This is a genomic window from Mycobacterium ahvazicum (assembly GCF_900176255.2).
GTDB lineage: Bacteria > Actinomycetota > Actinomycetes > Mycobacteriales > Mycobacteriaceae > Mycobacterium > Mycobacterium ahvazicum.
The window spans coordinates 994,374-1,020,529 of record NZ_FXEG02000005.1; the positions used below are offsets into that span (position 1 = coordinate 994,374).

The following is a 26,156-nucleotide window of genomic DNA, read 5'->3' on the forward strand; positions in this document are numbered from 1 at the left end:
CTGGCCAGCCTCGACGGCGTCGAACAGGCCGTGGTGATCACCCGCGAGGACCGCCTCGGCGCCAAACGGCTCGTCGGCTACGTCACCGGATCCGCCGACACGGCCGCGCTGCGCAGCGCACTGGTCGAGCGGCTGCCGTCCTACATGGTGCCGTCCGCGTTGGTCGCCCTGGAGACACTGCCGCGTACGCCCAACGGCAAGCTCGACATCCGTGCCCTGCCCGCACCCGAATATCAGGGTATCGGCGGCGATCACCGCGCCCCGTCTACGGCCATCGAGGAGATCCTCGCCGGCATTTACGCGCAAGTCCTCGGTGTCGAACAGGTCGGTGTCGACGATTCCTTCTTCGACCTCGGCGGCGACTCGCTGCTGGCGATGCGCCTGATCGCCACGATCAACTCGGGCCTCGACGCAGGTCTGCAGGTGCACACCCTGTTCGATGCCCCGACGATCTCCCGGCTGGCACCGCGTGTCGGGACCGGTCGAGGATGGCTGGAGCCATTGGCGGCCTGGTCGCGACCCGCGGTGGTGCCGCTGTCCTTCGCCCAATCCCGGTTGTGGTTCCTGGATCAGTTGCAAGGGCCGTCCCCCGTCTACAACATGGCGGTCGCGTTGCGGTTGTCCGGTCGCCTCGATGTCGACGCGCTCGGAGCCGCGCTCGACGATGTGGTCGCCCGGCACGAGAGCTTGCGGACGCTGTATGTGGCGCCCGACGGCGTCCCCCAGCAGGTGGTGGTGGCCGCCGAGCGCGCCGAGTTCACCTGGCAGGTGGTCGATGCCCGCGACTGGACCACCGCGAAGCAGGACGCGGCGTTCGAGGCCGCAGCGGGATACACCTTCGATCTGACAAACGAAATCCCGCTACGCGCAACTCTTTTCCACCTGGCCACCGATGAGCACGTACTGGTCGGCGTGGTTCACCACATCGCCGCCGACGGCTCCTCGGTCGCCCCGCTGGTACGCGATCTGGGCGTGGCGTACGCCGCGCGGTGTGCCGGACAACCACCGGCCTGGATGCAATTGCCGGTGCAATACGCCGATTACACACTGTGGCAGCACGCGCAGTTCGGCCGTCTGGACGACCCCGGCAGCCCCATCGCCACCCAGCTGTCCTACTGGCAAGACGAGCTGGCCGGAATACCCGAACGCTTGACGCTTCCCACCGATCGGCCCTACCCGGCGGTGGCCGACCAGCGCGGCGCGACCGTGGACATCGAGTGGCCGGCCGAATTGCAGCAGCGGGTGCGTACGCTGGCCCGCGAGCACAACGCGACCAGCTTCATGGTGGTGCAAGCCGCCCTCGCCGTGCTGCTGGCATCCGTCAGCGCGAGTTCCGATGTCGCCGTGGGCTTCCCGATCGCGGGGCGCCGCGAGGTGGCACTCGATGAGCTGGTGGGCTTCTTCGTCAACACCCTGGTGCTGCGCGTCGAGGTCAACGGCGATCCCACCATCATCGAGCTACTGGCCCAGGTCCGCCAGCGCAGCCTGAGCGCCTACGAACACCAGGACGTACCCTTCGAAGTTCTCGTCGAACGCCTCAACCCTTCCCGCAGCCTCGCGCATCACCCGCTGGTCCAGGTGATGTTGGGCTGGCAGAACCTGTACGGCGACGACCCCGCCGCCGCGTTGGCGCTAGGTGAAGTCCGGGCCACCCCGCTGCCGATTGAAACCCGCACCGCACGAATGGATTTGGCGTTCTCACTGGTGGAACGTTGGACCCGCGCCGGTGAGCCTGCCGGTATCCGCGGGACGGTGGAGTATCGCACCGACGTGTTCGACGCCGACAGTATCCATACCCTGACCCGGCGATTCGAGCGGGTGCTGGAAGCCGTCACCACCGACCCCACCCGGCGGTTCTCCTCGATCCGGTTGCTGGATGTGGGCGAGCGCGGCCGCCTCGACGAGATCGGCAACCGCGCCATATTGACCCGGCCTGCCGCGACCGCGAAGTCGGTCCCGGCACTGTTCGCCGCACATGTGGCCCGCGCACCCGAAGCGGTGGCGATCACCTTCGAGGGCGACTCGTTGACTTATCGCGGCCTCGATGAGGCCTCGAACCGATTGGCGCACTTGCTGATTGCTAACGGCGTGCGGGCTGGACAGTGTGTGGCGCTCGTGATGGAGCGCTCGGCCGAGGCGATCGTCGCGATGCTCGCGGTGCTGAAGACGGGTGCTGCCTACCTGGCGATCGACCCGGCGCTGCCCGACGCTCGGATCGGCTTCATGCTCACCGATGCCGCGCCGTCCGCCGCGATCACCGCCCGGCAGCTGCTGCACCGATTGGACGGTCACGACCTCGCGGTGATCAGCATCGACGACCCCGCGGTGGGCATTCAGCCCGGAACCGCGCTGCCGGCGCCGTCGGCCGACGAGATCGCCTACCTCGTCTACACCTCGGGTACCAGCGGCACTCCCAAGGGGGTGGCGGTCACGCACCGCAACCTGGCGCACTTGGCGGAGTCGACACCGCGAGAGCTGCCGCGCGACCAGGTGTGGACGCAGTGCCACTCGTATGCGTTCGACTTCTCGGTGTGGGAGATCTGGGCCGCCCTGCTCGGCGGAGCCCGGCTGGTGGTGGTGCCCGAGGCGGTGACGACCTCACCGGACGACTTCCACGCCCTGCTCGTCACCGAGCGTGTCAATGTGCTGACCCAAACTCCTTCTGCGATAGCGGCGTTGGCGCCGCGGCAATTGGAGTCGACGGCGGTGCTGCTCGGCGGCGAGCCCTGCCCGGCCGAGGTGGTGCGGCAATGGGCGCACGGTCGCGTGGTGATCAACGCCTACGGCCCCAGCGAGGCCACCGTGTACGCATCGATGAGCGCCCCGTTGGCGCCGGACACGGCAGTGGTACCGATCGGTGCGCCGGTGTCGACAGCTGCGCTGTTCGTCCTCGATGGCTGGTTGCGCCCAGTGCCCATTGGCGTGGTCGGCGAGTTGTACATCGCCGGCGACGGCGTGGCGTGCGGGTATGTCGGACGAGCCGGCCTGACGGCAGCACGGTTCATTGCGTGCCCCTTCGGTGAACCGGGATCGCCTGGACAAAGGATGTATCGCACCGGAGACCTGGTGCGATGGCGGGCGGACGGACAGCTCGACTACCTCGGGCGTGCCGACGAGCAGGTCAAAATCCGCGGCTACCGCATCGAGCTCGGCGAGATCCGGTCAGCGCTGGCCAGTTTGGACGGCGTGGACCAGGCGGTGGTGGTCACCCGCGAAGACCGCCCCGGCACTGCCCGCCTGGTCGGCTACATCACCGGCACCGCCGACCCCGCTCAGATACGCGCGGCGCTGGCCGATCGGCTGCCGCCGTACATGATCCCGTCGGCGGTGGTGCTGATCGACGCGCTGCCGTTGACGGTCAACGGGAAACTCGACACCCGCGCCCTGCCGGCTCCGGAGTATCGCGATGTGGATCGCTACCGCGCTCCTGGTAGCGCCACCGAGGAAATCCTGGCCACGATCTACGCCCAAGTCCTCGGCCTGGAGCGGGTCGGGGTCGACGATTCCTTCTTCGATCTGGGCGGCGACAGCATCTTGTCGATGCAAGTGGTCGCCCGGGCGCGGGCGGCCGGTGTGGTATGCCGTCCGCGCGACATTTTCGTCGAACAGACGGTCGCGCGGCTGGCCCAGGTTGCCACGGTGGCCCGCGATCAAGTGATCGTCGATGACGGCGTCGGGCCCGCGGTGGCTACCCCGATTATGCGCTGGCTGCTGAACACCGACGGTCCGGTCGAGGATTTCAACCAGGCATTGGTGGTGCAGGCGCCCGCCGCGGTGACCGAGGACGACGTGGTGCTCGTTCTCCAGGCGTTGCTCGATCGGCACGCCATGCTGCGGTTGCGCGTAGCCACCGACGGCTCCCTGGAAGTACCCGAGGTCGGTTCGGCGGATGCCCGCGGGTGCCTGGACACCGTCGACGAACTGTCCGAATCGGCGCTGGTCGCGGCCCGGGCGCGGCTGAACCCGGCCGCCGGGGCGATGTTGAGCGCCGTGTGGGCGACCCGCACCGGTCAGCTGATGCTGATCATCCATCACCTGGCCGTCGATGCGGTGTCATGGCGAATCCTGTTGGAGGACATCAATATCGCCTGGGGTCAGCAGCACAACGGGCAACCGATCGCGCTACCCGCCGGCGGAACGTCGTTCGCCCGCTGGTCGTCACTGCTGTCCGAATACGCGCGCGCCGCGGCGGTCGTCGAGCAGGCCGACGCCTGGACGCGCGCGCTGGCGACCCCGGCCGCGATTCCCGCACCAAACCCCGACGTCGACACCTACGCAAGTGCCGGCCAGCTGGCGGTGGAGCTGGACATCGAGACCACCCGAATGCTGCTGGGGGAGGTGCCCGCCGCGTTTCACGCCGGCGTGCAAGACATTCTGTTGATCGCGTTCGCAATGGCCTGGGCAGAGTTTCTGAACAGCGACTCGCCGATCGGCATCGAAGTCGAGGGCCACGGCCGACACGAGGAGCTGGCCGACGATGTGGACCTGTCGCGCATCGTGGGCTGGTTCACCACCAAATACCCGGTGGCACTGAGTGTCGACGGCCTGAACTGGACGCGGGTGCGCGCCGGCGACCCGCCGCTGGGTGCGCTGATCAAGGATGCAAAAGAACAACTGCGCGCGCTGCCCGACGGACTCACCTACGGGCTGCTGCGCTATCTTAACCCCGAGGTCGACCTGACCGGGCCCGACCCGGCAATCGGGTTCAACTATCTCGGGCGGCTCGGCGGCGCGGCCGAACTCTCCGACGACCTGTGGCAGATCAGCCAAGACGGGCTCTCGATGGCCGCGGCATCGGCTGCGATTCCAATGCCGTTGGGGCACACCGTCGAACTCAACGCGAGCACGCTGGACACCGACGCCGGACCTGCGCTGCACGCGAACTGGACCTGGGCGCCCTCGGCGATCGGTGAGGCGCAGATCAGCCGGCTCAGCCAGCTGTGGTTCGACGCCCTGGCGGGAATCTGCGCTCACGTCCAGCGCGGTGGCGGCGGACTGACCCCGTCCGATATCGTCCCGGCGCAACTGAATCAGCAGCAGATCGACGAGTTGTGCCGGCAGGACCCCACCGCCGATATCCTGCCGCTCACCCCGCTGCAGCAGGGACTGCTGTTCCACGCCAACACAATCCACGGCAACACCGACGATGTCTACGCCATGCAACTCGGCATCACCATCACCGGCCCGCTGGACCCTGACCGGTTGCGCCGGGCAGTACACACCGTGGTCGGCCGCCACCCCAACCTGGCCGCCCGCTTCTGCCGTGAATTCGACGAACCGGTCCAGGTCATCCCGGCCGATCCGGTGCCGGCGTGGCAATACATCGAACTCGGCGATGATGCGCAGTCCGTCGGGCAAGTGTCCGCCGCCGAACGTAGCGCGGTCTGCAATCTCACTGAGCCACCGGCATTCCGGGTCGCATTGATCCACACCGCCAAGGATCGCCATCGACTTTTGCTCACCAACCACCACATCGTGCTGGATGGCTGGTCGTTACCGATCCTGGCCCAGGAGATCTTCGCCGGCTATTTCGGGCATCGACTCCCCGCACCCACGCCCTACCGCCGGTTCGTCAGTTGGCTGGCCGAACGAGACATCGGTGCCGCGCAAGCGGCCTGGCGAGCGGCGTTCGCGGGGTTCGAGATTCCCACCCTGGTGGGTCCACCAGCGCGAATCGGGCTGGGGCGCAGAGGGGTACGGACATCTCGGGTCGGCGAACAGATGACCCAGTCGCTGAGTGACCTGGCTCGCGCACATCACACCACGCTCAATACGGTGTTGCAGGTCGGCTGGGCACAGCTGCTGATGTGGCTGACCGGTCAGCACGACGTCGCCTTCGGCACCGCGGTCTCCGGCCGTCCCACCGAGCTCCCCGGCGCGGATTCGATGGTGGGCCTGCTGATCAACACGGTCCCGGTGCGGGCCAACTGCACGCCACTGACCACCACCGCCGACCTGCTCAACCAACTGCATCGCGCCAACAACGACACCCTCGAGCACCAGCACCTGGCGCTGTCCGAGATCCACCGCGTGACGGGTCACGACCAACTCTTCGACACGTTGTTCGTGTTCGAGAACTACCCTGTCGACGCCGCCAGCCTCGCCGGTGTCGACGGGCTGGCCATCACCGAGATGACCGCGCGCGAATACAACCACTACCCCCTGACGCTGCAAGCCATGCCCGGCAAGGAACTCGGGCTGCGCGTCGAATACAACACCGACATCTTCGCGGCGGACAGCATCGACACCCTCATCCCGCAGCTGCACGACGTACTCCTGGCCATGACCACCGCACCCACCCGCAGGTTGTCGTCGGTTCAGCTGTTGGACTCCGACGAGCAGGCCCTGATGGATGAGGTCGGCAACCGGGCGATGTTGGCCCGGCGCGCGGCCACGCCGGTGTCGATCCCCGAGTTATTCGCCGAGCACGTACAACGCGACCCGGATGCGGTGGCGGTGAGCTTCCGGGGACGCTCGCACAGCTATCGCGAGCTGGATGCGGCGGCCAACCGGCTTGCGCACCTGGTGGCCGGCCACGGTGCCGGCCCGGGACAGTTTGTGGCACTGCTGTTTACGCGCTCACCTGAAGCCATTGTCGCGATGCTCGCGGTGCTCAAGACCGGAGCGGCCTATCTGGCGATCGACCCGGCGCTGCCCGACGCACGGATCGGGTTCATGCTCGCCGACGCCACCCCGATCGCGGCGCTCACCACCGACGATCTGCGCCCGCGACTCGACGGCTACGACGTATCGATCGTCGACGTCAACGACCCCGTCGTGCACACCCAGCCCGCCACCCCGCCGGCGGCACCGTCGCCCGACAATATCGCGTACCTGATCTACACCTCCGGCACCACCGGTGTTCCCAAAGGTGTTGCGGTCACTCATCGCAACCTGGCCCACCTGGTCAGCTCGACGCCCACACACCTGCCGCTGGCACAGGTGTGGACGCAGTGTCACTCCTACGGCTTCGACTTCTCGGTGTGGGAGATCTGGGCCGCCCTGCTCGGCGGCGGACGCCTCGTCGTGGTGCCGGAGTCGGTAGCCGCCTCACCCGAGGACTTCCACGATCTACTCGTCAATGAACGGGTCACGGTTCTCACCCAAACCCCCTCAGCCGCAGCGACATTGACGCCAGACCGATTGGGCTCGATGGCGGTGTTGCTGGGCGGCGAGGCTTGCCCCGCCGACGTCGTGGACCAATGGGCGGACGGCCGCGTGGTGATCAACGCCTACGGCCCCACCGAAGTCACCGTCTACGCCTCGATGAGTGCGCCCCTGACGGCGGGGTCGGGGACGGCGCCCATCGGCGGACCGGTTTCGACCGCGGCGCTGTTCGTGCTTGACGACTGGCTGCGCCCGGTCCCCATCGGCGTGGTCGGTGAGTTGTATGTCGCCGGCGACGGCGTGGCATGCGGATACCTGCACCGACCGGCATTGACGGCATCACGATTTGTGCCCTGCCCCTTCGGCGAGCGCGGTGCACGAATGTATCGCACCGGAGACCTGGTCCGTTGGCATCCCGACGGGCAGCTGGACTACGTCGGGCGCGCCGACGAGCAGGTCAAGATCCGCGGCTACCGTATCGAGCTGGGTGAAATCCGAACCGCGCTGGCCAATTTGGACGGCGTCGAACAAGCCGCGGTCATCACCCGCGAGGACGCGCCCGCCACCACCCGTGTGGTCGGGTATATCACCGGAACGGCCGACCCCGCCGTGCTGCGAAATGCGTTGGCGGACAGGCTTCCTGCCTACATGATCCCGGCTGCCATCGTGGCACTCGAGGCATTGCCGCTGACCACAAACGGCAAGCTCGATGTCCGCGCCTTACCGGCGCCGGACTACCACGACCGTAGCAACTACCGCGCCCCGACCAATGCCGTCGAGGAAATCCTGACCGGCATCTACGCCCAAGTCCTGGGGCTCGAGCACGTCGGCACCGACGACTCCTTCTTCGACCTCGGCGGCGACTCGCTCTCGGCGATGCGCCTGATCACCGCGATCAACTCCGCTCTCGACGCCGGCCTCGAAGTGCACACCTTGTTCGACGCACCCACCATCGCGCGGTTGGCACCCCGCATCGGCACCGACCGAACCGGGCGGCGTCAGCCGCTGGTCGCAGGTCAGCGGCCGGCCCTGATTCCGCTGTCGTTCGCGCAATCCCGGTTGTGGTTCCTGTATCAGTTCGAGGGCGGGGTCGCGACCTACAACATGCCGACCGCGTTCCGGATCAGCGGGTCACTGGACATCGAGGCACTGGACGCGGCCCTCGACGACGTGATCGCGCGGCACGAATCACTGCGCACCATTTTCGTCGAGATCGACGGCGTCCCCTACCAGGAGGTGCTACCGGCCGCGGCGGGAATGTGGCGGCGCGGCCGCGACGCGGTGGTACCGCTGGCGCGCCACCACATGGTCTCCGAAATGGTGGCATTGGCGAACTACCGGTTCGATTTGTCGGCCGAGATCCCGATTCGTGCCCAGATCTACTCGGTCACAGCCGAGGAATACTACATCGGGATTGTGGTGCACCACATTGCTTTTGACGGATGGTCGCTGGCGCCGATGGTCAGAGACATCGGCGAAGCCTACCGGGCTCGACGACAGCACCGGAACCCGCAACAAGCGCCGCTGTCGGTGCAGTACGTCGACTACACGCTGTGGCAGCGCAAACAATTCGGTGATCTGGCCGACGCCGGCAGCCCGATCGCCGCGCAGCTGGCCTACTGGGAACACGCGCTGGCCGGAATGCCCGAGCGCTTGCAGCTGCCCACCGATCGGCCTTACCCGCTGGTCGCCGATTACCGCGGCTCCCACGTGGCGTTGCAGTGGCCGGCCGAGCTGCAACAGCGCATCCGCGAGACCGCCCGCGAGCACAACGCGACCAGCTTCATGGTGATCCAGGCCGCCCTGGCGGTACTGCTCTCGGCGGTCAGCGCCAGTTGCGATGTGGCGGTGGGCTTCCCGATCGCCGGGCGGCGTGACCCCGCGCTCGACGAACTTGTCGGCTTCTTCGTCAACACCCTGGTGTTGCGCGTCGAGGTGGCCGGTGACCCCACCTATGCCGAGCTGCTGGCGCAGGTCCGCCGACGCAGCCTTTCCGCCTACGAGCACCAAGACGTCCCCTTCGAGGTGCTCGTCGAGCGCATCAATCCCACCCGTTCCCTGACCCATCACCCGCTGATCCAGGTGATGCTGGCCTGGCAGAGCGCCCCGGGACCCCGGGTCGACTCCGCCACCGGATTGACCCTCGATGATCTGCAGGTCGCTCAGTTGCCGATGGACACCCAAACCGCCCGAATGGATTTGGTGTTCCACCTCGCCGAGCACTGGGACGACGCCGGTGACCCGGCCGGGATCGGCGGGACGGTCGAATATCGCACCGACGTGTTCGACGCGGCCACCATCAGTGCGCTGATCGAGCGCCTGCAACGGGTGTTGGTGGCCATCACCACCGACCCAACTCAACGGCTGTCGTCGGCGGATCTCCTTGAACCCGAAGAATATGAGCGCCTGGACCGTTGGGGCAACCGGGCAGTGCTGAGCGGGCGCAGTTCCGACGTCGCGTCGATCCCGCTGCGCTGGGCCGAGCAAGTCGCACGCACTCCCGGTGCGCTCGCCGTCACCTTCGCCGGACTGTCGATGACCTACCGGGAACTCGAGGAGGACGCGAACCGGTTGGCGCATCTGCTGACCGCGCACGGAGCCGCCCCGGGACAGACCGTGGCACTGCTGTTTACCCGTTCGGCCGAGGCGATCATCGCGATCCTGGCGGTGCTGAAAACCGGGGCGGCCTACCTGGCGATCGATCCGGCCCACCCCGACGCCCGCATCGGATTCATGGTCGCCGACGCCAAGCCGGTCGCCGCGATCACCACCGCCGCGCTGTCCGGCCGTCTGGACGGGCACGACCTGGCGGTCATTTCGGTCGACGATCCCCGCATCTCCGGTTACCCGAGCACCGCTCTGCCAATGCCTGCCCCCGATGACACCGCCTACATCATCTACACGTCGGGCACCACCGGCACTCCGAAGGGTGTCGCCGTCGCGCACCGCAACGTGACCCGCCTACTGCACTCGCTAGAAAGCGAGCTGGAGATGAAACAGGCTTGGACACAATGCCATTCGCTGGCGTTCGACTTCTCGGTGTGGGAGATCTGGGGTGCGCTGCTCTATGGCGGGCGCCTGGTGGTGGTGCCCGAATCGGTGGCCCGTTCGCCCGAGGACTTCCACGCGCTGCTGGTCGCCGAACGCGTCGGCGTGCTGAGCCGAACCCCGACGGCGTTCTATGCGCTGCAAACCGCCGATAGGCTGTCGGCCGAGCTCGCCGAACAGCTGGAGCTTCAGACCGTGGTGTTCGGCGGTGAAGCCCTTGAGCCACAACGTCTTCGGACGTGGTTGCAGAGGCATCCGCGCTCGCCACGACTGATCAACATGTACGGCATCACCGAGACGACGGTGCACGCCTCGTTCCGGGAGCTCGTCGACGGCGATGTGGACAGCCCGGTCAGCCCCATCGGCGGTCCGCTGGCACATCTGGCGTTTTTCGTGCTGGACAATTGGTTACGCCGGGTTCCGGCCGGTGTGGTCGGGGAGTTGTACGTGGCCGGTGCCGGGCTGGCCGACGGATACGTGCGCCGGCCCGACTTGACGGCGTCACGGTTCCTGGCGTGCCCCTTCGGGGAGCCGGGGACACGGATGTATCGCACCGGCGACCTGGTGTCCTGGAGCGCCGAGGGGCAGTTGCGGTATGTCGGGCGCGCCGACGAGCAGGTCAAGATCCGCGGCTATCGCATCGAACTCGGCGAGATCGAAAATGCGTTGCTGGACTGCCCGCAGGTCACCCAGGCCGTCACGATGGTGCACCACGGCAACGCCGGCGAGCATCTCGTCGCTTACCTCACCCTGCGGCGTACCAGCACCGCCGACCACGATGCCGAAATCGTCGGCCAGTGGCAGGACGTGTACGACGACCTGTACGACGGCCACGACGCGGTGCCGCAATTCGGCATGGATTTCCGGGGTTGGAACAGCAGCTACACCGGCGAGCCGATTCCGTTAGAGGAGATGTACGAGTGGCGTGCGGCCACGGTGCACCGGATCATGAGCCTGCGGCCCAGCCGGGTACTGGAGATCGGCGCCGGTTCCGGGCTGCTGCTGTCACAGATCGCCCCGCACTGTGAGCGCTACGTCGCGACCGATATGTCGGCGGTGGCCGTCGAGAACCTCACCCGTTCGCTACAGCGGCTGCAGATCCCGTGGCGCGATCGGGTCCAGCTGCTGGCCCGGCCCGCCCACGTCACCGAGGGATTGCGTGCCGGCGACTTCGACACGATCATCGTCAACTCGGTCGTCCAGTACTTCCCGAACGCGGCATACCTGGCCGACGTGATCGGCAACGCCATGGAGCTGCTCGCGCCGGGCGGCGCACTGTTCCTCGGCGACATCCGTAACCACGCCCTGCAGGACGCCTTCCAAACCGGGGTCGCGCTGGCCCGCACCACCACCGCCGACGTCGCCGAGATCCGCCAGCGGGTCCACCGCGCCGTCGTCAGCGAACCTGAATTACTCTTGGCCCCAGAGTTTTTCACCACCTGGGCCGCCGACCACCCGTCCGCTGCCGGACTCGACATCCAGGTCAAGCGCGGGGTTGCCGACAACGAGCTCAACCGGTACCGCTACGACGTCGTCATCCGCAAGACCCCGGGGCCCGTACGTTCCGTGGCGTCGGCGCCCAGCTGGACGTGGAGCGAATGCGCGGGCCTGCTCGGCCTGCACACCCGCCTGGCCTCGCAACGTCCCGCCGCGGTGCGCGTCACCGGGATCCCGCGGGCCGGACTGGCCGACGACGTGCGCATCGAACGCGCCCTCGCCGACGGGCTGCCGTTGGCCGATGCGCTCACCCCGCCCCCGCCGGGCCCCGACAGCGTCACTCCCGAACAACTGCACCGCCTCGGCGAAAACGCCGGCTACCAGGTCGCGGTCACCTGGGGCACCGAGCCGGGCAGCCTTGACGCCGTCTTCCTCGTCTCCGCCGGTGTTCCGCTGACCGACCTCTACCTGCCCCGCGCCGAGACCCACCAGCGCGGCACGCACGCCAACAACCCCAACACCAACATGGAGATCAGCGCGGTGCGCCAGCGGCTGAGCGCGCGGTTACCCGAGTACATGGTGCCGGCGCAGATCGTGGTGATCGACGAGTTCCCGTTGACCTCGTCGGGCAAGATCGACAGCAAGGCGCTTCCGGCGCCGGTGTTCGCCGCCACGCCATTCCAGGCCCCGCACACCGAGACCGAGCAGGTCATCGCGGGGATCTACGCCCAGGTCCTGGGGATCGAGCGGGTCGGCGTCGACGACTCGTTCTTCGATCTCGGCGGCGATTCGCTATCCGCGATGCGCGTGATCGCCGCGATCAACGCCGCTCTCGATGTCCACCTCCCGGTGCGCACCATGTTCTACGCCCCGTCGGTGCGAAACCTCAGTGAGCAGCTCGGCGCCCAGGACAGCGCCGCGGAGGTGGTCGGAGTCGAGGTCTTCCAGGAGGGCTCCGGCGCACCGCTGTGCTGCATTCACGACGGCCTCGGACTGAGCTGGGCGTATCGCGCGCTGGGCGAGTACGTGGATTGCCCGATCATCGGGATCAACCAGATCTCGCACGACGGCGAGGCCGAGCCGGCTTCGATTCGCGGTCTCGCGGCCAACTACGCAGACCGGATCCAAGCCCGCTATCCCGACGGGCCCTACAAGCTGCTCGGCTGGTCGTTCGGCGGCGTCGTCGCCCACGAACTCGCGATCGAACTGCAGCGGCGCGGCCGCGTCGTCGAGAGCCTGGTGCTGATCGACCCGGTGTTCAGCGCCAACAAGTTCGTCGCGAGACTCAACGCCAACCGGGCCATTGCACAGAATCAGGCGCTGGATGAAAGCCACATCCTGGAACACATCTTGCGGACCAATCGGATCGACATTCCCGCGCAGTCCGGACCGCTGGGATACCGGCAAGCCGAAGAATTGGTGCATCAGCACGGAGCGGGGATCCCGCTGCCGCCCCAGCAGCTGCTGGAGTTCATGGTGCACAGCGTCCAGGCCAACCAGCGACACCTGCTGGACCACGTACCCGGCGTGTTCGACGGTGACATGGTCATCTTCTCCGCCGCCCGGGGCAGAACCGACGACAGGCGGGGAAGGTCACGGTGGCGGGGCCTCCGAACCGGGCGAGCGGCCCGGTCCCAGCAGCGGCTTTGGCGTCCGTACGTCGCCGGAGAGATCGCGATCTACTCGGTCGACAGCACGCATCTCGAGATGCTGACCGCCGATGCGCTGAGCACCTACGGCGAACAACTCGGGCTATATCTGCACACCAGGGTGACGCAGCGCTGAGGCCTAGCCTTCGAGCTCCTTCTTCAGATTGGCCAGTACCTCACCCTGAATCTTCCTCAGTCCCAACGGGGCAAACGTCTTTTCGAAAAAGCCCTTGACGCCGCCGGCGCCCTTCCAGCTGGTTTTGACGGTCACGCTAGATCCGGGGCCCGCCGGAGCCACCGTCCAGGTGGTGATCATCGACGAGTTCGCGTCCTTCTCGATGACGCTGTGACCAGCCACATCGACGGTCGCCTGCACGTCGCGACTCCGGGATTTGGTGGCCTGAAGCTTCCACTTCACAACGGTGCCCTGGCCCTGACCGCCCTGCAGCACTTGGTATTCGCTGTAGTGCGGGGACAGAATCTTCGGGCGCACGGTCTGGTAGTCCGCCACCGCGGCGAGCGTGGCCCCGGGCTCGACGTTGATCAAGATGGTGCTGGCTGCGCTGACCTGTGCCATCAGGCGCGACTCCTCTGTTGTGATGCCGCTCGTGAGCGGGTGCACGGGATGTGGTCGAAGACTAGGGTATATGTGGTGCCAGGCTCTGGATCTGCACTCTCGGCTCACACGTCGGGCGTCGATCGGTTGATGGCGAGTTATCGCTCCATCCCCGTAACGTCCGCGGTTCGGCTCGCCAAGCCCACGTCAAACCTGTTCCGCGCCCGCACGAAACGCGATGCCCGCGGCCTGGATACCTCGGGACTGACCGGCGTCCTGAGTGTCGATCCCGATACCCGCACCGCCGATGTGGCCGGCATGTGCACCTATCAGGATTTGGTGGCCGCGACCCTTCCCTACGGCCTGTCGCCGCTGGTCGTTCCGCAGCTCAAGACCATCACGCTCGGCGGCGCGGTCACTGGCCTGGGCATCGAATCGGCGTCCTTCCGTAACGGTTTGCCACACGAATCGGTGCTGGAAATGGATATCCTCACCGGCGCCGGCGAATTACTCACCGCTTCGCGCGATCAGCACTGCGATCTGTTCCGGGCTTTTCCCAATTCCTATGGGACACTCGGCTATTCGACGCGGCTGCGGATCGAGCTAGAACCGATCGCGCCGTTTGTGGCCTTGCGGCACATCCGATTTCACTCGTTGCCCGAACTGATTGCGGCCGCCGAACGCATCATCGACACCGGCGGGCAGGGTGGAATCCCGGTCGACTATCTGGACGGGGTGGTCTTCGGTCCCGACGAGAGCTATCTGTGCGTGGGCCGGCGCACTACCACCCCTGGGCCGGTCAGCGACTACACCGGCAAAAACATCTACTACCAGTCGATGCAGTACGACGCCGCAGGCCCGGCGGACAGCAAAGACGACCGGCTGACGATGCACGACTATTTCTGGCGCTGGGACACCGACTGGTTTTGGTGCTCACGCGCATTCGGCGTGCAGAACCCGCGGCTGCGCCGCTGGTGGCCGCGCCGCTACCGGCGCAGCAGCATCTACTCCAAGCTCGTGGCGATGGATCGCCGGTTCGGTGTCCCCGACCGGATCGAGGCCCGCCATGGGCGTCCGGCCCGGGAACGGGTGGTCCAGGACGTCGAGGTACCGATCGGGCGTGCCTGCGAATTTCTGGAGTGGTTTCTGGACAAGGTGCCGATCACACCGATCTGGTTGTGCCCGTTGCGACTTCGCGATCACGAGGGCTGGCCGCTGTATCCGATACCGGCCGAGGTCAGCTACGTCAACATCGGGTTCTGGTCTTCGGTGCCCGCCGGTGACGGTGCGGGAGTCACCAACCGGGCGATCGAGGCGAAGGTCAGTGAGCTCGACGGGCACAAGTCGTTGTACTCCGACTCCTTCTACAGCCGTGAGGAATTCGACCAGCTGTACGGCGGCGAGGCGTACAAGACGGTCAAGAAGTCCTACGATCCCGACTCTCGTCTGCTCGATCTCTATGCAAAGGCGGTGCAACGGCGATGACGACAACCAAAGAGCCCGACCACTCCATTACGGGCAAACTGAATATGGCCGAGGTGCTGGCCATCTTCACCGCGAGCGGTGGGCACCCACTCAAGTTCACCGCCTACGACGGCAGCACAGCCGGAAGCGCAGACGCCAAGCTGGGACTGGACCTTTGCTCGCCGCGCGGCACGACCTACCTGGCGACGGCGCCCGGCGAGCTCGGCATCGCCCGCGCCTACATCTCGGGAGACCTGCAGCCCATCGGCGTGCATCCGGGCGATCCCTACGAGCTGCTCCGAATGCTGGCCGACCGCGTGGATTTCAAGCGGCCGTCGGCGTGGACCCTGGCTCAGGTGGTCCGCTCGATCGGTATCGAGCACCTGCTGCCGATTGCCCCGCCGGCGCTGGAAACCCCGCCGCGGTGGCGCCGGTTCGCAGAAGGCTTGCTGCACAGCAAGTCCCGCGACGCGGGAGCCATCCATCACCACTACGACGTGTCCAACACGTTCTACGAATGGGTACTGGGGCCGTCGATGACCTACACCTGCGCGGTGTATCCGGACGCCGACGCGACTCTGGAAGAGGCGCAAGACAACAAGTACCGGTTGATCTTCGACAAGCTCAAGCTGCAACCGGGCGACCGACTGCTGGACGTGGGATGCGGCTGGGGCGGCATGGTGCGCTACGCCGCTCGCCACGGCGTCCGGGCCATCGGCGCCACGCTGTCGGCCGAACAGGCGAAGTGGGCCCAACGGGCGATCGAGAACGAGGGCCTCGCCGACCTGGCCGAGGTGCGCCACTCCGACTACCGCGACGTGCGGGAGTCGGGCTTTGACGCCGTCTCGTCGATCGGGCTGACCGAGCACGTCGGGGTGAAGAACTACCCCACGTATTTCAGTTTCCTCAAGTCGAAGCTGCGCACCGGCGGGCTGCTGCTCAACCACTGCATCACCCGTCACGACAACGAGCAGCACACCTTTGCCGGCGGTTTCACCGACCGCTACGTCTTCCCCGACGGGGAGCTCACCGGTTCGGGACGCATCATGATCGACATTCAGGACTCGGGTTTCGAGGTGTTGCACACCGAGAACTTCCGCCACCACTACGCGATGACGTTGCGCGACTGGTGCCGCAACCTCGTCGAGCACTGGGACGAGGCGGTGGAGGAGGTGGGTCTTCCCGTCGCCAAGGTGTGGGGCCTGTACATGGCGGCATCACGAGTTGCGTTCGACGAGAACAACCTTCAGCTCCATCACGTGCTGGCCGCCAACGTGGAGCGGCGCGGCGCCGACGATCTGCCGCTGCGCCCGTGGTGGCGACCCTAACGAGGCTAAGACCCGTCGATCCGGCGTGCCCCCAGCTCGTTCTGTAGCAGTTCGAGCGCGGCCTCTTCCGGGTCGCGGCGCGGTGCCGACGGGTCGCTGCGACCGGCTTCGGCGAGCATGTGTTCTTCTTCGTCACGTTGAGCGGATTCCGCTGCGGCAGCATCTTTTACGGGGGTCTCGTCCTCGACGGGTGGCGGCACGACTCTGCGACGAGGGGGTGGCGGCGCGACCGCGTTGACGGGCGGTGGCGGCGCGGACGGTGCCGCCGCGGGGGAGCCGGCCTCGCAGCGGACCCGCCAGTTCACGCCCAGCGCGTCCTTGAGTGCCTCTGCGATGACGTCGGCGTTGCGCTGTTCGGAGAGCCGCTTGGCCAACGGCGCCGACTCGTGAGTGAGCACCAGGGTGTCGCCCTCCACGGCGCGTACGGTGGCGCCCGCCAGCATCACCTCGGTGGTCCGGCTGCGCTCGCGCACCTTGTCCCGCACCGTCGGCCACATCGTGCGCACCGCTGCGGCATTGAGTTCGCCTGGGGCAGAGGATGTTTCGGATACGGTGACCGAAGTGTGTTCCGGGTTCGGCACCGGATCGGGCGGCGGCGCCACCACCGGTTCGGGGGTCGGCTCGCGCTCGGGTTCGGAGGGCTCGACCGGCGTTGCCGCGACCAGCGGGCGCGCGGCGGGGCGGGCAACGGGCTCGGCCGGGGTAGCGGCCGGCGGTGGTGTGGCCGCGGGTGCGGCGACCGGCGCCGCTTCCGAGGCGGGGATGGACATGGCCAGCCGGGTCTCGATGCGCTCGACGCGTTGCAGCAGAGCCGATTCGGCGTCGCTGGCCGACGGCAGCAGTAAACGGGCGCAGACCACTTCGAGCAGCAGCCGCGGTGCGGTCGCACCGCGCATCTCCCCCAGGCCCGCCTGCACCACTTCGGCGTAGCGGGTCAGCGTCCCGGCACCGATTCGGGCCGCTTGATCGCGCATGCGGTCCAGCACGTCTTCCGGAGCGTCCACCACGCCGCGGCTGATCGCATCCGGAACCGCTTGCAGCAGAATGAGATCGCGGAACCGCTCCAATAGGTCGGTGGCAAAGCGGCGCGGGTCGTGGCCGGCGTCGATCACCGATTCGACCGCGCCGAACAGCGCGGCGGCGTCCCCGGCGGCCAGCGCGTCGACGGCGTCGTCGATCAGTGCGACGTCGGTGGCGCCCAGCAGGCCCAGTGCCCGCGGGTAGGTGACGTGGTTGTCGTCGGCGCCGGCCACCAGCTGATCGAGCACCGACAGCGTGTCGCGGGGCGAACCACCGCCGGCCCGGATCACCAGCGGGTACACCGCGTCGTCGACGGCGACACCTTCTTGTTCGCAGATCCGCCCGATCAGCGAGCGCATGGTCTTGGGCGGCAACAACCGGAACGGGTAGTGATGGGTGCGCGACCGGATCGTCGGCAGCACCTTCTCCGGTTCGGTGGTGGCGAAGATGAAGATGAGGTGCTCGGGCGGTTCCTCAACGATCTTGAGCAGCGCGTTGAACCCTGCGGTGGTCACCATGTGCGCCTCGTCGACGATGAACACCCGGTAGCGCGACTGCGCCGGCGCGTAGAAGGCGCGGTCGCGCAGTTCGCGGGTGTCGTCCACGCCGCCGTGGCTGGCCGCGTCGAGTTCCACCACGTCGATGCTGCCGGGCGCATTGGGCGCCAGCGCCTGACACGAGTCACACACCCCGCACGGGGTGGCCGTCGGCCCCTGCGCACAGTTCAGCGACCGGGCCAGAATGCGGGCGGACGACGTCTTTCCGCAGCCCCGGGGCCCGGAGAACAGGTACGCGTGGTTGATCCGGCCGGCTTCCAGTGCGATCGACAACGGCTCGGTGACATGCTCCTGCCCCACCACTTCGGCGAAGGTTGCCGGTCGGTACTTGCGGTAGAGAGCCACGGTCAGCAGGCTACCGGCGCGCGGTGACTACGGCCGGGGCCGGGCGTCGAGTGTGCATTAGCGGCGTCGAGTGTGCGTGGACGCCGCCCTCAGCGCACACTCAGGGCGTCAGTTCAGTTGACACTCGGCGCCGGTGCGCCCAGCCGGGCCTCGGACGCCGCCAGCAGCGCGCAGGTCGCCAGCCCGTCGACAGCGTCGCGCAGGTCCGGCAGTGACGGGAAGGTGGGCGCGATACGGATGTTCTTGTCCTCCGGATCCTTGCGGTAGGGGAACGTCGCACCCGCCTCGGTGACGGCGATACCGGCGTCCTTGGCCAGCGCAACGGTCCGGCGCGCGGTCCCGGGCCACACGTCGAGGCTGATGAAGTAGCCGCCCTTGGGCTCGGTCCAGGACGCGATCTTGGAGTCGCCGAGCCGCTGCTCGAGGATCTCGAGCGTCAGGTCGAACTTCGGCGCCAGGATCTGCCGGTGGCGCTGCATCTGCAGGCGGACCCCGTCGGCGTCGCCGAAGAAGCGCAGGTGCCGCAGCTGGTTGATCTTGTCCGGGCCGATCGACTTCTTCCCCGCGTACTGCAGATACCAGGCGATGTTCCCCAACGATCCGCCCAGGAAGCTGACGCCCGCGCCGGCGAAGGTGATCTTCGAGGTGGACGCGAAGACGTACGGCCGGTTCGGGTTGCCGGCCGCGGCGGCCAGCCCGAGGATGTCGATCTGGCTCAGAAAGTCGTGCGTCAGGGTGTGCACCGCGTACGCGTTGTCCCAGAAGATCCGGAAGTCGGGCGCCGCCGTTCGCATCTGCACCAGCCGAAGAACGGTCTCCCAGGAATACGTCACGCCGGTTGGGTTGCCGAACACCGGCACCGTCCACATCCCCTTGATCGCCGGGTCGACGGCCACCAGCTCCTCGATCATGTCGACGTCCGGGCCGTCGTCGCGCATCGGGACCAGGATCATCTCGATGCCCATGGTCTCGGTGATGGCGAAGTGCCGGTCGTAGCCCGGCGCCGGGCACAGAAACTTGATGCCCGGCTCGTCCCTCCAGGGACGCTGCGAGTCCACGCCTCCATAGAGCATCGAGAAGGCGACGAGGTCGTGCATCAGCTCCAGGCTGGAATTGTTCCCGGCGATCAGGTTGGGCACCGGGATGCCCAGCAACTCGCCGAAGATGGACCGCAGTCCGGGCAGGCCGTGCAGGCCGCCGTAGTTGCGCGTGTCGGTCCCCTCGGCATCGCGGAAGTCGTCGCCGGGCAGGCTCAGCAGCTGGTTGGACAGATCGAGCTGCTCGGGGGCGGGTTTCCCACGGGTCAGATCCAAGTGCAGCTTCTTGGCCTGCAATTCCGCGTAGTCCTGCTGGTTGCGGGAGTGCAACGCGGTGAGCTCGTCGGGACTGAGGGAATCGAACGCCGCCATGTTTTTGGAGGCCCCTTCACTGTCGAACGCCGGAGGGTGACGGGCCGGCTCGCGGCGTAAGCGCTGGTTGCCCGGCCCCGCACATAGGGGACCCCGCGCACCCGACAGAGCCCATTGACCCTTGCTGCCTTCCGGCCCTGGGGGAGTTCACAGGATAGACGCCGCGCGGGGTCCATGGCGAGTGTAATACCTGGCTCGGGGCAGCCGATGACGGCCGACCGACATTCCACGTTGACCCAGCCGCTACCATTGCCACGGAGGATTCGCCTAGTGGCCTATGGCGCTCGCCTGGAACGCGGGTTGGGTTAACAGCCCTCGCGGGTTCAAATCCCGCATCCTCCGCAAATCGGGTCCACTCGGTTGGCAGACGCGGCCAAACGGTTGTTTGGAATCTGTTTGGCTGCCTTTAGGCTGACGTGGGCTCACCAGTATGAGGGAGGCGTATGGGGCGCAAGGTCGCCATACCGTGGCACTTGGTGTTTTCGATCGGTGCCGGCGTCCTCTATTTCCTCTGCGTGTTGCCCCGCTGGTCCGAGCTGATGGGCGACACCTCGCGCGGACTGGGGATGGCGGGCCGCATCGGCGCGGGCGCGCTGATCGCCCTGGCCGCGCTGCCCGTGGTGTTCACCCAGCTGCGCACCCGCAAGCCGGAGCTGGGCGTCCCGCAAATGGCCCTGACGCTGCGGGTCTGGTCGATCGTGGGGCATGTGCTGGCCGGGGTGCTGATCATCGGCACCGCGATCAGCGAGATCTGGCTCAGCCTGGATGCCGCCGGACAGTATCTGTTCGGGATCTACGGCGCGGCCGCGGCGATCGCCCTGCTCGGATTTTTCGCGTTCTATCTGTCGTTTGTCGCCGAGCTGCCGCCGCCTCCGCCGAAGCCGATCAAGGCGAAGAAGCCCAAGAAGCGTCGTCTGCGCCGTAAGAAGGGCGACGAGGCGGACGCCGAGGCCGCCACCGACGCCGACGAGGCGGAAACCGACGAAGCCGAGGACACCGAGGCCGCCGACGTCGCAGAGGCCGAGACCGTCACCGCCGAAGAAGCCGAACCGGGACCAGCCGACGAGCCCGCAGCAGAATCCGTCGAGCCCACCGCGAAGGCTGTCGACGCCGTCAAAGCCGAGAAGCCGCTGACCGACGACGCCGCGGAGCCGTCCGACGAGTCCGGCGACGACACCGACGAACCTCGCTCCGGGCTGCGTAACCGTCGCCCGGAGGGCAAGGGCTCGCACCGCATGCGGCGCAGGCGCACCCGCGGCGGCGTCGCGCTCGACGAGTGATCAGTCGCGGCGCTTAAGACTTTCCACGTAGGCGGCCAGGCGCTGCTGCGTCTCGTCTGAACCCCACAGCTCGCGCACGCCGGCGTCGGTCGCAGCTCCGTGCCGAATCCGCGCCACGGCCGGGGCGCGCAGCTGCGTCTTGGTATCGCTGTACGCCTCGACCGGCAGCTCGCCAAGCTCCGCGGCCTCGGCGACCGCCGCCTCGACCAGATCGTCGGTGACCACGCGATGAGCCAGACCCCGGGTGATCGCCTCGGCCCCCTTGTAGGTGCCGGCGCCGAGCAACACTTCCTCGGCGCGATCCCCGCAGGCATAACGCATCACTTCCAGCGCGGCGACCGGGAAGGAGACGCCGACGCGAACCTCGGCCGCACCGATACCCGCTTCGGGTCCGATCAGCCGGCGATCGCAGGCACACGCCAGCACACACCCGCCCGCGATCGCGGCGCCGTTGATGGCGGCCACGGTCGGCCACGGAAAGTTGAACAGCGCGTCGAAGGTGTCGGACAGCGCCGGAACCAGCCGATCGGTGTAGTCACGGCCACCCTCGACCACCCGGTTGAGATCGACCCCCGCGGAAAACACCCGGCCCGAGCCGGTGACGACCAGCGGACCGTTGCCCGACTCCTGCAGTTCACGAAAGGTTCGGGTCAGCTCCTCGAGCACTTCCACATCGAGGGCGTTGACGCGCCCCGACGACAGGGTCAACACCCGCACCGAAGCCGGCCCCGTTTTCAAAGTCTGGATCTCTATCACAAGGACACTCAAGCACTCGCCGGAAGCGCTACTGCTGGTGGGTCAACCTGGCCAGGATCACCGGAATGTCGGTGTTCTCATCGGAGTGATAGCTCGCGCAGACGCGGTGATAGCCGTCGGCGATCTGCAGCGGAACGCCGGTCACGATGTCACCGCGCACCAGCAGGATCGGCGACAGCGCAATGCCTTTCTCGATCTTGGTGAGATCGGCGGCGACGTGCGGGTTGTCGACGGGTAGCAGGCTCAGCCGCGCGGCCCGCAGGATGTCCTTGGCCTTCTTGTGGGTCACCGATCCGCTCTGCAGCCGTTTGGCGAGCTTCTTGACCGTCGGCGGGTCGGCGAGTAGGTCCAGGTAATCAGATGCTGCCGGAAAGTCATGCGCCTCAGGCGTTTCCAGCCACTTCACGCTGGCCATCGGATCTCTCCCTTCGTGGCTCCCCGCCGACGGAGCCTACCGGCTGCACCTGAAAATTGGGATCGGTAGCAACGCCGGAGTTCTGTACTTACGTCATGACGACGCCAACGGGGCGACGCATGAAGGAAGGAACGACAAGTGAAACGTCTTCTCGTGGGCGCAATCGGAACGCTCGGCGTGGCCGCGACCGTCGTGGGCTGCTCGAGCGGCGGCCACTCGGCCAGCCCGGCGTCGAGCACAGCCGCCAGCGTCGCCTCCGGGAGCGGTGCCCAGGTCAAGGTCGGCGGGGCCGACCTGGCGGGCGTCAACCCGGCGTCGGTGACCTGCGTGAGGCAGGGCGGCAAGATCGACATCGGTAGCGGTTCCACCGGCGGTGCACAGCAGGCGCTGGCCGTCGTGATGACCGACGAAGCGACCCCGAAGGTCGAATCGTTGGCGTTGGTGGTGGACGGCAACGCCCTGTCGGTCGCCAACAACATGGGCGCGAAGGTCGGGTCGGCCAACGTGGCGGTCGACGGCAAGACCTACACCATCACCGGGCAGGCGCAGGGCGCCGACCTGAAAAACCCGATGGCCGGAATGATCACCAAGGACTTCAGCATCAAGGTGACGTGCGGTTAATCGGTTCCACTCCGGGCGGCGGACGTGCCTCACTCACACGTCCGCCGCACCGGGCTGTCCCGAGACTTATGATGCAGCCGTGTCGATCTCCGGCGAATTAGAGCGAGCACGCCGCCTGACACTGGTCGCCGACGAGACCGGCGCCCGGGACCTGTTGCTGTCCCTGGTGCCCGCGATCGAGCGCGAAGACCGTGACGACTTGGTCCTGGAGGTCTTCGCTCAGCTGGGCGGTATCTACCTGTCGCGGGGCGCGAATGACGGAGTGCACGAGTGCATCCGGCGCATCCGCGACTGCCTGGCGATCTACTCCGCAGTCTTGGCCGGCACGATGCCCGAAGCCGCCGCTTCGGTGACGATGCCGGCAGCCGACATCGCGCGGATGATCCGTCGCTATTCGCGACGAGCGCAGTTCCTGCAGACCGGGATGACCGCCGCGCTGGGCGACCACGAAGGCGCCGAGACGGCGCTGGCCGAGTTGAGCCGGTCCGACGCGACGTTTCCCGAGCTGGCCGACGAGCACGCCCGCCTGATCGTGCACGCGCAACTGTTGTGCGCAACAGCGTTGTGCGACGACGACCTGCATGTTCGATCGGTTCCGTTGTGGGAGAGCGTGGTTGATGCGATCGATCGCTTGGGCGACGACGAATTCGACGACCAGCTGCGGGTGGACGCGTCCACCGGATACGGCAGATTCTGCGTCGAGACCGGCCGGCTGAGCGAAGCCGAACCCTGGCTGCGTCGAGCCGGAGCGCGGGCGAAGAAGCGCGGGTGGGAATTAGCCGAGGCCAGAACGCAATTGGAGCGTGCGGCGGCGCGCTGGCTGGTCAGTGATCACGCGGGGACCGAGCAGCTGGTCTCCGAGGCGTATCCCGTCATCGCAAGATATGAGCGAGCACACGACGTCGCACGGTGCTGGCTGTACATGGGGCTCACCCGGTTGGCATCCGGCGCGCTGGAAGGCGCCGACGAATGCTGGGGGCATGCCGAGCGGCACTGGCGCGAGCTGGGCAAGCCATTACACCTGCACCGTATCCTGTTGCAGCGCAGTTGGATAGCGATCTTCTGGAGTAAGTTCGCCGACGCTGTCGAGTTGATTGCCCAGGCCCGGGAACTGCTCGACTCCTCACCACGCAGCAGCTGGCTGCAGTACGCCCAACTGGACAGTCATCTGGGCACGGTGTGGCGCGCGGATGCCTTGGCGGACCTGGGTTTCGACAGTTCGGGCGACCCCGGCGAAACGCTGGAGGAAACCGAGGCGCGGCAGGCCGAGGGACTCGGCATCCTGAAGGGCGAGGTCGGAACTCCCGAATACTGGCGCGGCATGGAAAAACTCGAACAGGCCGCCGAGCTCAAGGTACCGGCAGCGCTCGCGGTCGACTCCGTGCGGTTTTCGATCGCCGACGCCGACGCGCGAGCGCGCTGGGCAACCAGCATTTCGGCACCCATCCTGGCCGGGGCCTTCGCCGTCGCGTACGAGTGGGAGAACACCCAACTGATCAGTGAGCTCGTCGAATACCACAGTGCGCGCGGCACTTTCGACAACGATCCGCAGCGTCCGGCCATCGGCGAGTGGGCGTCTACGGGCACCGCCACGGTGCTGGTCGACGCCGACCTGGAACCGGCGCTGGCCGCGGCCGGTCCGCCGGCGGCCGGACGTTCACTCACCAGACTCGGCCCGCTGCCGCCGTTACAGATGCAGCCGGACAGCCCGCCGATCATGAGCCACTACCGCGCCCTGGCGCTGCAGCGCTACGGCCGCGACGTCACCGCCGCCGAAGCCCCCTGGTCGACCTGGCCATGAGCGACCGGCTCACTCTGGTCCTGCGCTACGCCGACGTGGGGATCGCGACCTACGGCAGCCTGCGGATCATCGGACAGCCATCACGGACCGTCACCTGGGTGGTGGAAGAACCGCTGCTGCTGGCGGCCCTCGAAGAACTGACTGAGGCCATCCCCGAGCCGCATGGCACCGAGAGCCGTCGCGACGCCATCGAGCGTGCTTTGGCCACTGGCCCTTTCGCGAATCCGGACACCGAACTCACCGTCGCCTACATCCTGGGTGTACTGCTGATTTCGGCGCAGGGCTGGCAACTGCTCGACGAGTGTGTGTCCTCGCCGCGCGCCACGTTGTTTGTGGCCCCCAGCGCGCGGTTGGCCCGCGTCCCGTGGGGGTTGCTGGCGGTACCGAAATCGGGCCCCAGCAAAGAGGAATTGGTGCGTGCTCGCCAGGACGCCATCACGTCCAGCGGTCGGGTGGCCGCCCGGATCCCTTGGCAGCTCGCGAATATCGCCGACCATACCGACGGCCATCGACTGATGGAGTTGGTCGACGTGCTGATGGCGGTGCCGGCCAACATCGTGCACGCGCCACGCGCCCCGGCGCGATGGGATGCCCGTCAGAACGGTCCACCGGTGCTGGTCCTCGACCCGCGGGTACCGGGGCAACGGCCCGACTCCGCACTCGGTTCGGTGCTCGGCAAGCCGTCCGCGGAAACGCCGTTGGCCCGCCACTTCGCCGAACTGATGGGCAACCGCGCGGTCTTGCCCGGAGTCGACGGGGCGGTCGAACTGTTCCGCCGTCAGGACGCCGACCGCGGCTGGCTGGCTGGCCTGCTGGCGCGGGCCCCCAGCAGGCTGCTCTACGTCGGCCACGCGAGTTCTGCTGACGCACAACATGATCACGCCACCCAGGCCGACCGCGCGGCCCTGCATCTCGCGTGTACGGCGGCGGCGCGGGGCGACGCCGACACCATCGGGGACCACCGCCCGCTCACCGCGTCGGACCTGATGGCGCTGCGGCTGCCGATGCCGCCGCGGGTGGCCCTGCTGGCCTGCGGGTCCGGCGGGGACTACCGATTCGACGAGGCGACCGGTCTGGTCGCGGCGATGATCCTCGGCGGCGCACAGTTGGTGACCGCCACGCTGTGGTCGCTGCCCACCACTGCCGCCTACCGTCAGTTCGCCGCTGACGCCGGTGATGCGGCCGATCCGATGTCCGATGTGGTCGTCGCCGTGGACCGCGCACACGAGGCCGCCGAGGCGGGGTGCGCGGTCAATCGATGGCAGCGCGAACAGATGCGGCGCTGGCGCGACGGCGACCTGTCCGCCAATCCGCTGTACTGGGCGGCGCTGGTCACCTTCGCGGTCGACGGCGCACGCTAGCA

Annotated in this window: 11 protein-coding genes, 1 tRNA gene, 1 other RNA gene and 1 pseudogene (1 of these 14 only partly in view); 8 read left to right on the forward strand and 6 right to left on the reverse strand. The window is 67.5% G+C overall.

Annotated elements, in window-relative coordinates; all coding sequences use genetic code 11:
* A pseudogene (locus MAAFP003_RS25865) lies at positions 1–13,377 on the forward strand (non-ribosomal peptide synthase/polyketide synthase) (its annotated part extends 17,754 nt beyond the left edge of the window); the annotation flags it as partial.
* A gap of 3 nt (positions 13,378–13,380) precedes the next feature.
* On the opposite strand, the gene MAAFP003_RS25870 reads toward MAAFP003_RS25865, so the two are convergent.
* A complete protein-coding gene (locus MAAFP003_RS25870; RefSeq protein ID WP_096291426.1) occupies positions 13,381–13,818 on the reverse strand; it encodes an SRPBCC family protein in 438 nt (145 codons plus the stop codon).
* A gap of 129 nt (positions 13,819–13,947) precedes the next feature.
* Between MAAFP003_RS25870 and MAAFP003_RS25875 the strand changes: the two genes are divergently transcribed.
* Together MAAFP003_RS25875 and MAAFP003_RS25880 are read left to right on the forward strand one after the other, a co-directional pair.
* A complete protein-coding gene (locus tag MAAFP003_RS25875; RefSeq protein WP_243394204.1) occupies positions 13,948–15,282 on the forward strand; it encodes an FAD-binding oxidoreductase in 1,335 nt (444 codons plus the stop codon).
* Positions 15,279–16,589 (forward strand): class I SAM-dependent methyltransferase, encoded by a 1,311-nt coding sequence (locus MAAFP003_RS25880; protein ID WP_207768614.1) that lies wholly within the window; start codon positions 15,279–15,281, stop codon positions 16,587–16,589. Before MAAFP003_RS25875 ends, MAAFP003_RS25880 begins: the two co-directional genes overlap by 4 nt.
* A 5-nt stretch (positions 16,590–16,594) precedes the next feature.
* On the opposite strand, the gene MAAFP003_RS25885 is transcribed toward MAAFP003_RS25880, so the two are convergent.
* From MAAFP003_RS25885 to ffs, 3 genes are all read right to left on the reverse strand, one after another.
* On the reverse strand, positions 16,595–18,511 hold the full coding sequence (locus MAAFP003_RS25885) for a DNA polymerase III subunits gamma/tau (protein WP_096290459.1): 1,917 nt from the start codon (positions 18,509–18,511) through the stop codon (positions 16,595–16,597).
* 113 nt (positions 18,512–18,624) lie between these two features.
* Positions 18,625–19,920, reverse strand: a complete 1,296-nt coding sequence (locus tag MAAFP003_RS25890; protein ID WP_096290460.1) for an aspartate aminotransferase type Ic — start codon at positions 19,918–19,920, stop codon at positions 18,625–18,627.
* Positions 19,921–20,002: 82 nt separating this feature from the next.
* An RNA gene (gene ffs, locus MAAFP003_RS25895) (signal recognition particle sRNA small type) lies at positions 20,003–20,097 on the reverse strand.
* Positions 20,098–20,176: 79 nt separating this feature from the next.
* Between ffs and MAAFP003_RS25900 the strand changes: the two genes are divergently transcribed.
* Together MAAFP003_RS25900 and lucA are read left to right on the forward strand one after the other, a co-directional pair.
* Positions 20,177–20,262: transfer RNA gene (locus MAAFP003_RS25900), tRNA-Ser, on the forward strand.
* 101 nt (positions 20,263–20,363) lie between these two features.
* On the forward strand, positions 20,364–21,200 hold the full coding sequence (lucA, locus tag MAAFP003_RS25905; RefSeq protein WP_096290461.1) for a lipid uptake coordinator LucA: 837 nt from the start codon (positions 20,364–20,366) through the stop codon (positions 21,198–21,200).
* Here lucA and MAAFP003_RS25910 read toward each other — a convergent pair whose 3' ends face one another.
* Both MAAFP003_RS25910 and MAAFP003_RS25915 read right to left on the reverse strand, forming a co-directional pair.
* On the reverse strand, positions 21,201–21,956 hold the full coding sequence (locus tag MAAFP003_RS25910) for an enoyl-CoA hydratase/isomerase family protein (RefSeq protein WP_096290462.1): 756 nt from the start codon (positions 21,954–21,956) through the stop codon (positions 21,201–21,203).
* Between the two features lie 28 nt (positions 21,957–21,984).
* On the reverse strand, positions 21,985–22,371 hold the full coding sequence (locus MAAFP003_RS25915) for a hypothetical protein (protein WP_096290463.1): 387 nt from the start codon (positions 22,369–22,371) through the stop codon (positions 21,985–21,987).
* 138 nt (positions 22,372–22,509) lie between these two features.
* Between MAAFP003_RS25915 and MAAFP003_RS25920 the strand changes: the two genes are divergently transcribed.
* The 3 genes from MAAFP003_RS25920 (at position 22,510) to MAAFP003_RS25930 (ending at position 26,154) form a co-directional block, all read left to right on the forward strand.
* Entirely contained in the window at positions 22,510–22,992 is a 483-nt protein-coding gene (locus tag MAAFP003_RS25920; RefSeq protein WP_096290464.1) for a lipoprotein LpqH, read from the forward strand.
* A 79-nt stretch (positions 22,993–23,071) separates the two neighbouring features.
* Complete coding sequence (locus MAAFP003_RS25925) at positions 23,072–24,793, forward strand: hypothetical protein (RefSeq protein ID WP_096290465.1); 1,722 nt, start codon at positions 23,072–23,074, stop codon at positions 24,791–24,793.
* The gene (locus MAAFP003_RS25930; RefSeq protein ID WP_423790944.1) at positions 24,790–26,154 is read left to right on the forward strand and encodes a CHAT domain-containing protein; all 1,365 of its coding nucleotides are present in this window, start codon (positions 24,790–24,792) and stop codon (positions 26,152–26,154) included. The genes MAAFP003_RS25925 and MAAFP003_RS25930 overlap by 4 nt, the downstream gene beginning before the upstream one ends.
* Positions 26,155–26,156 lie beyond the last annotated feature (2 nt).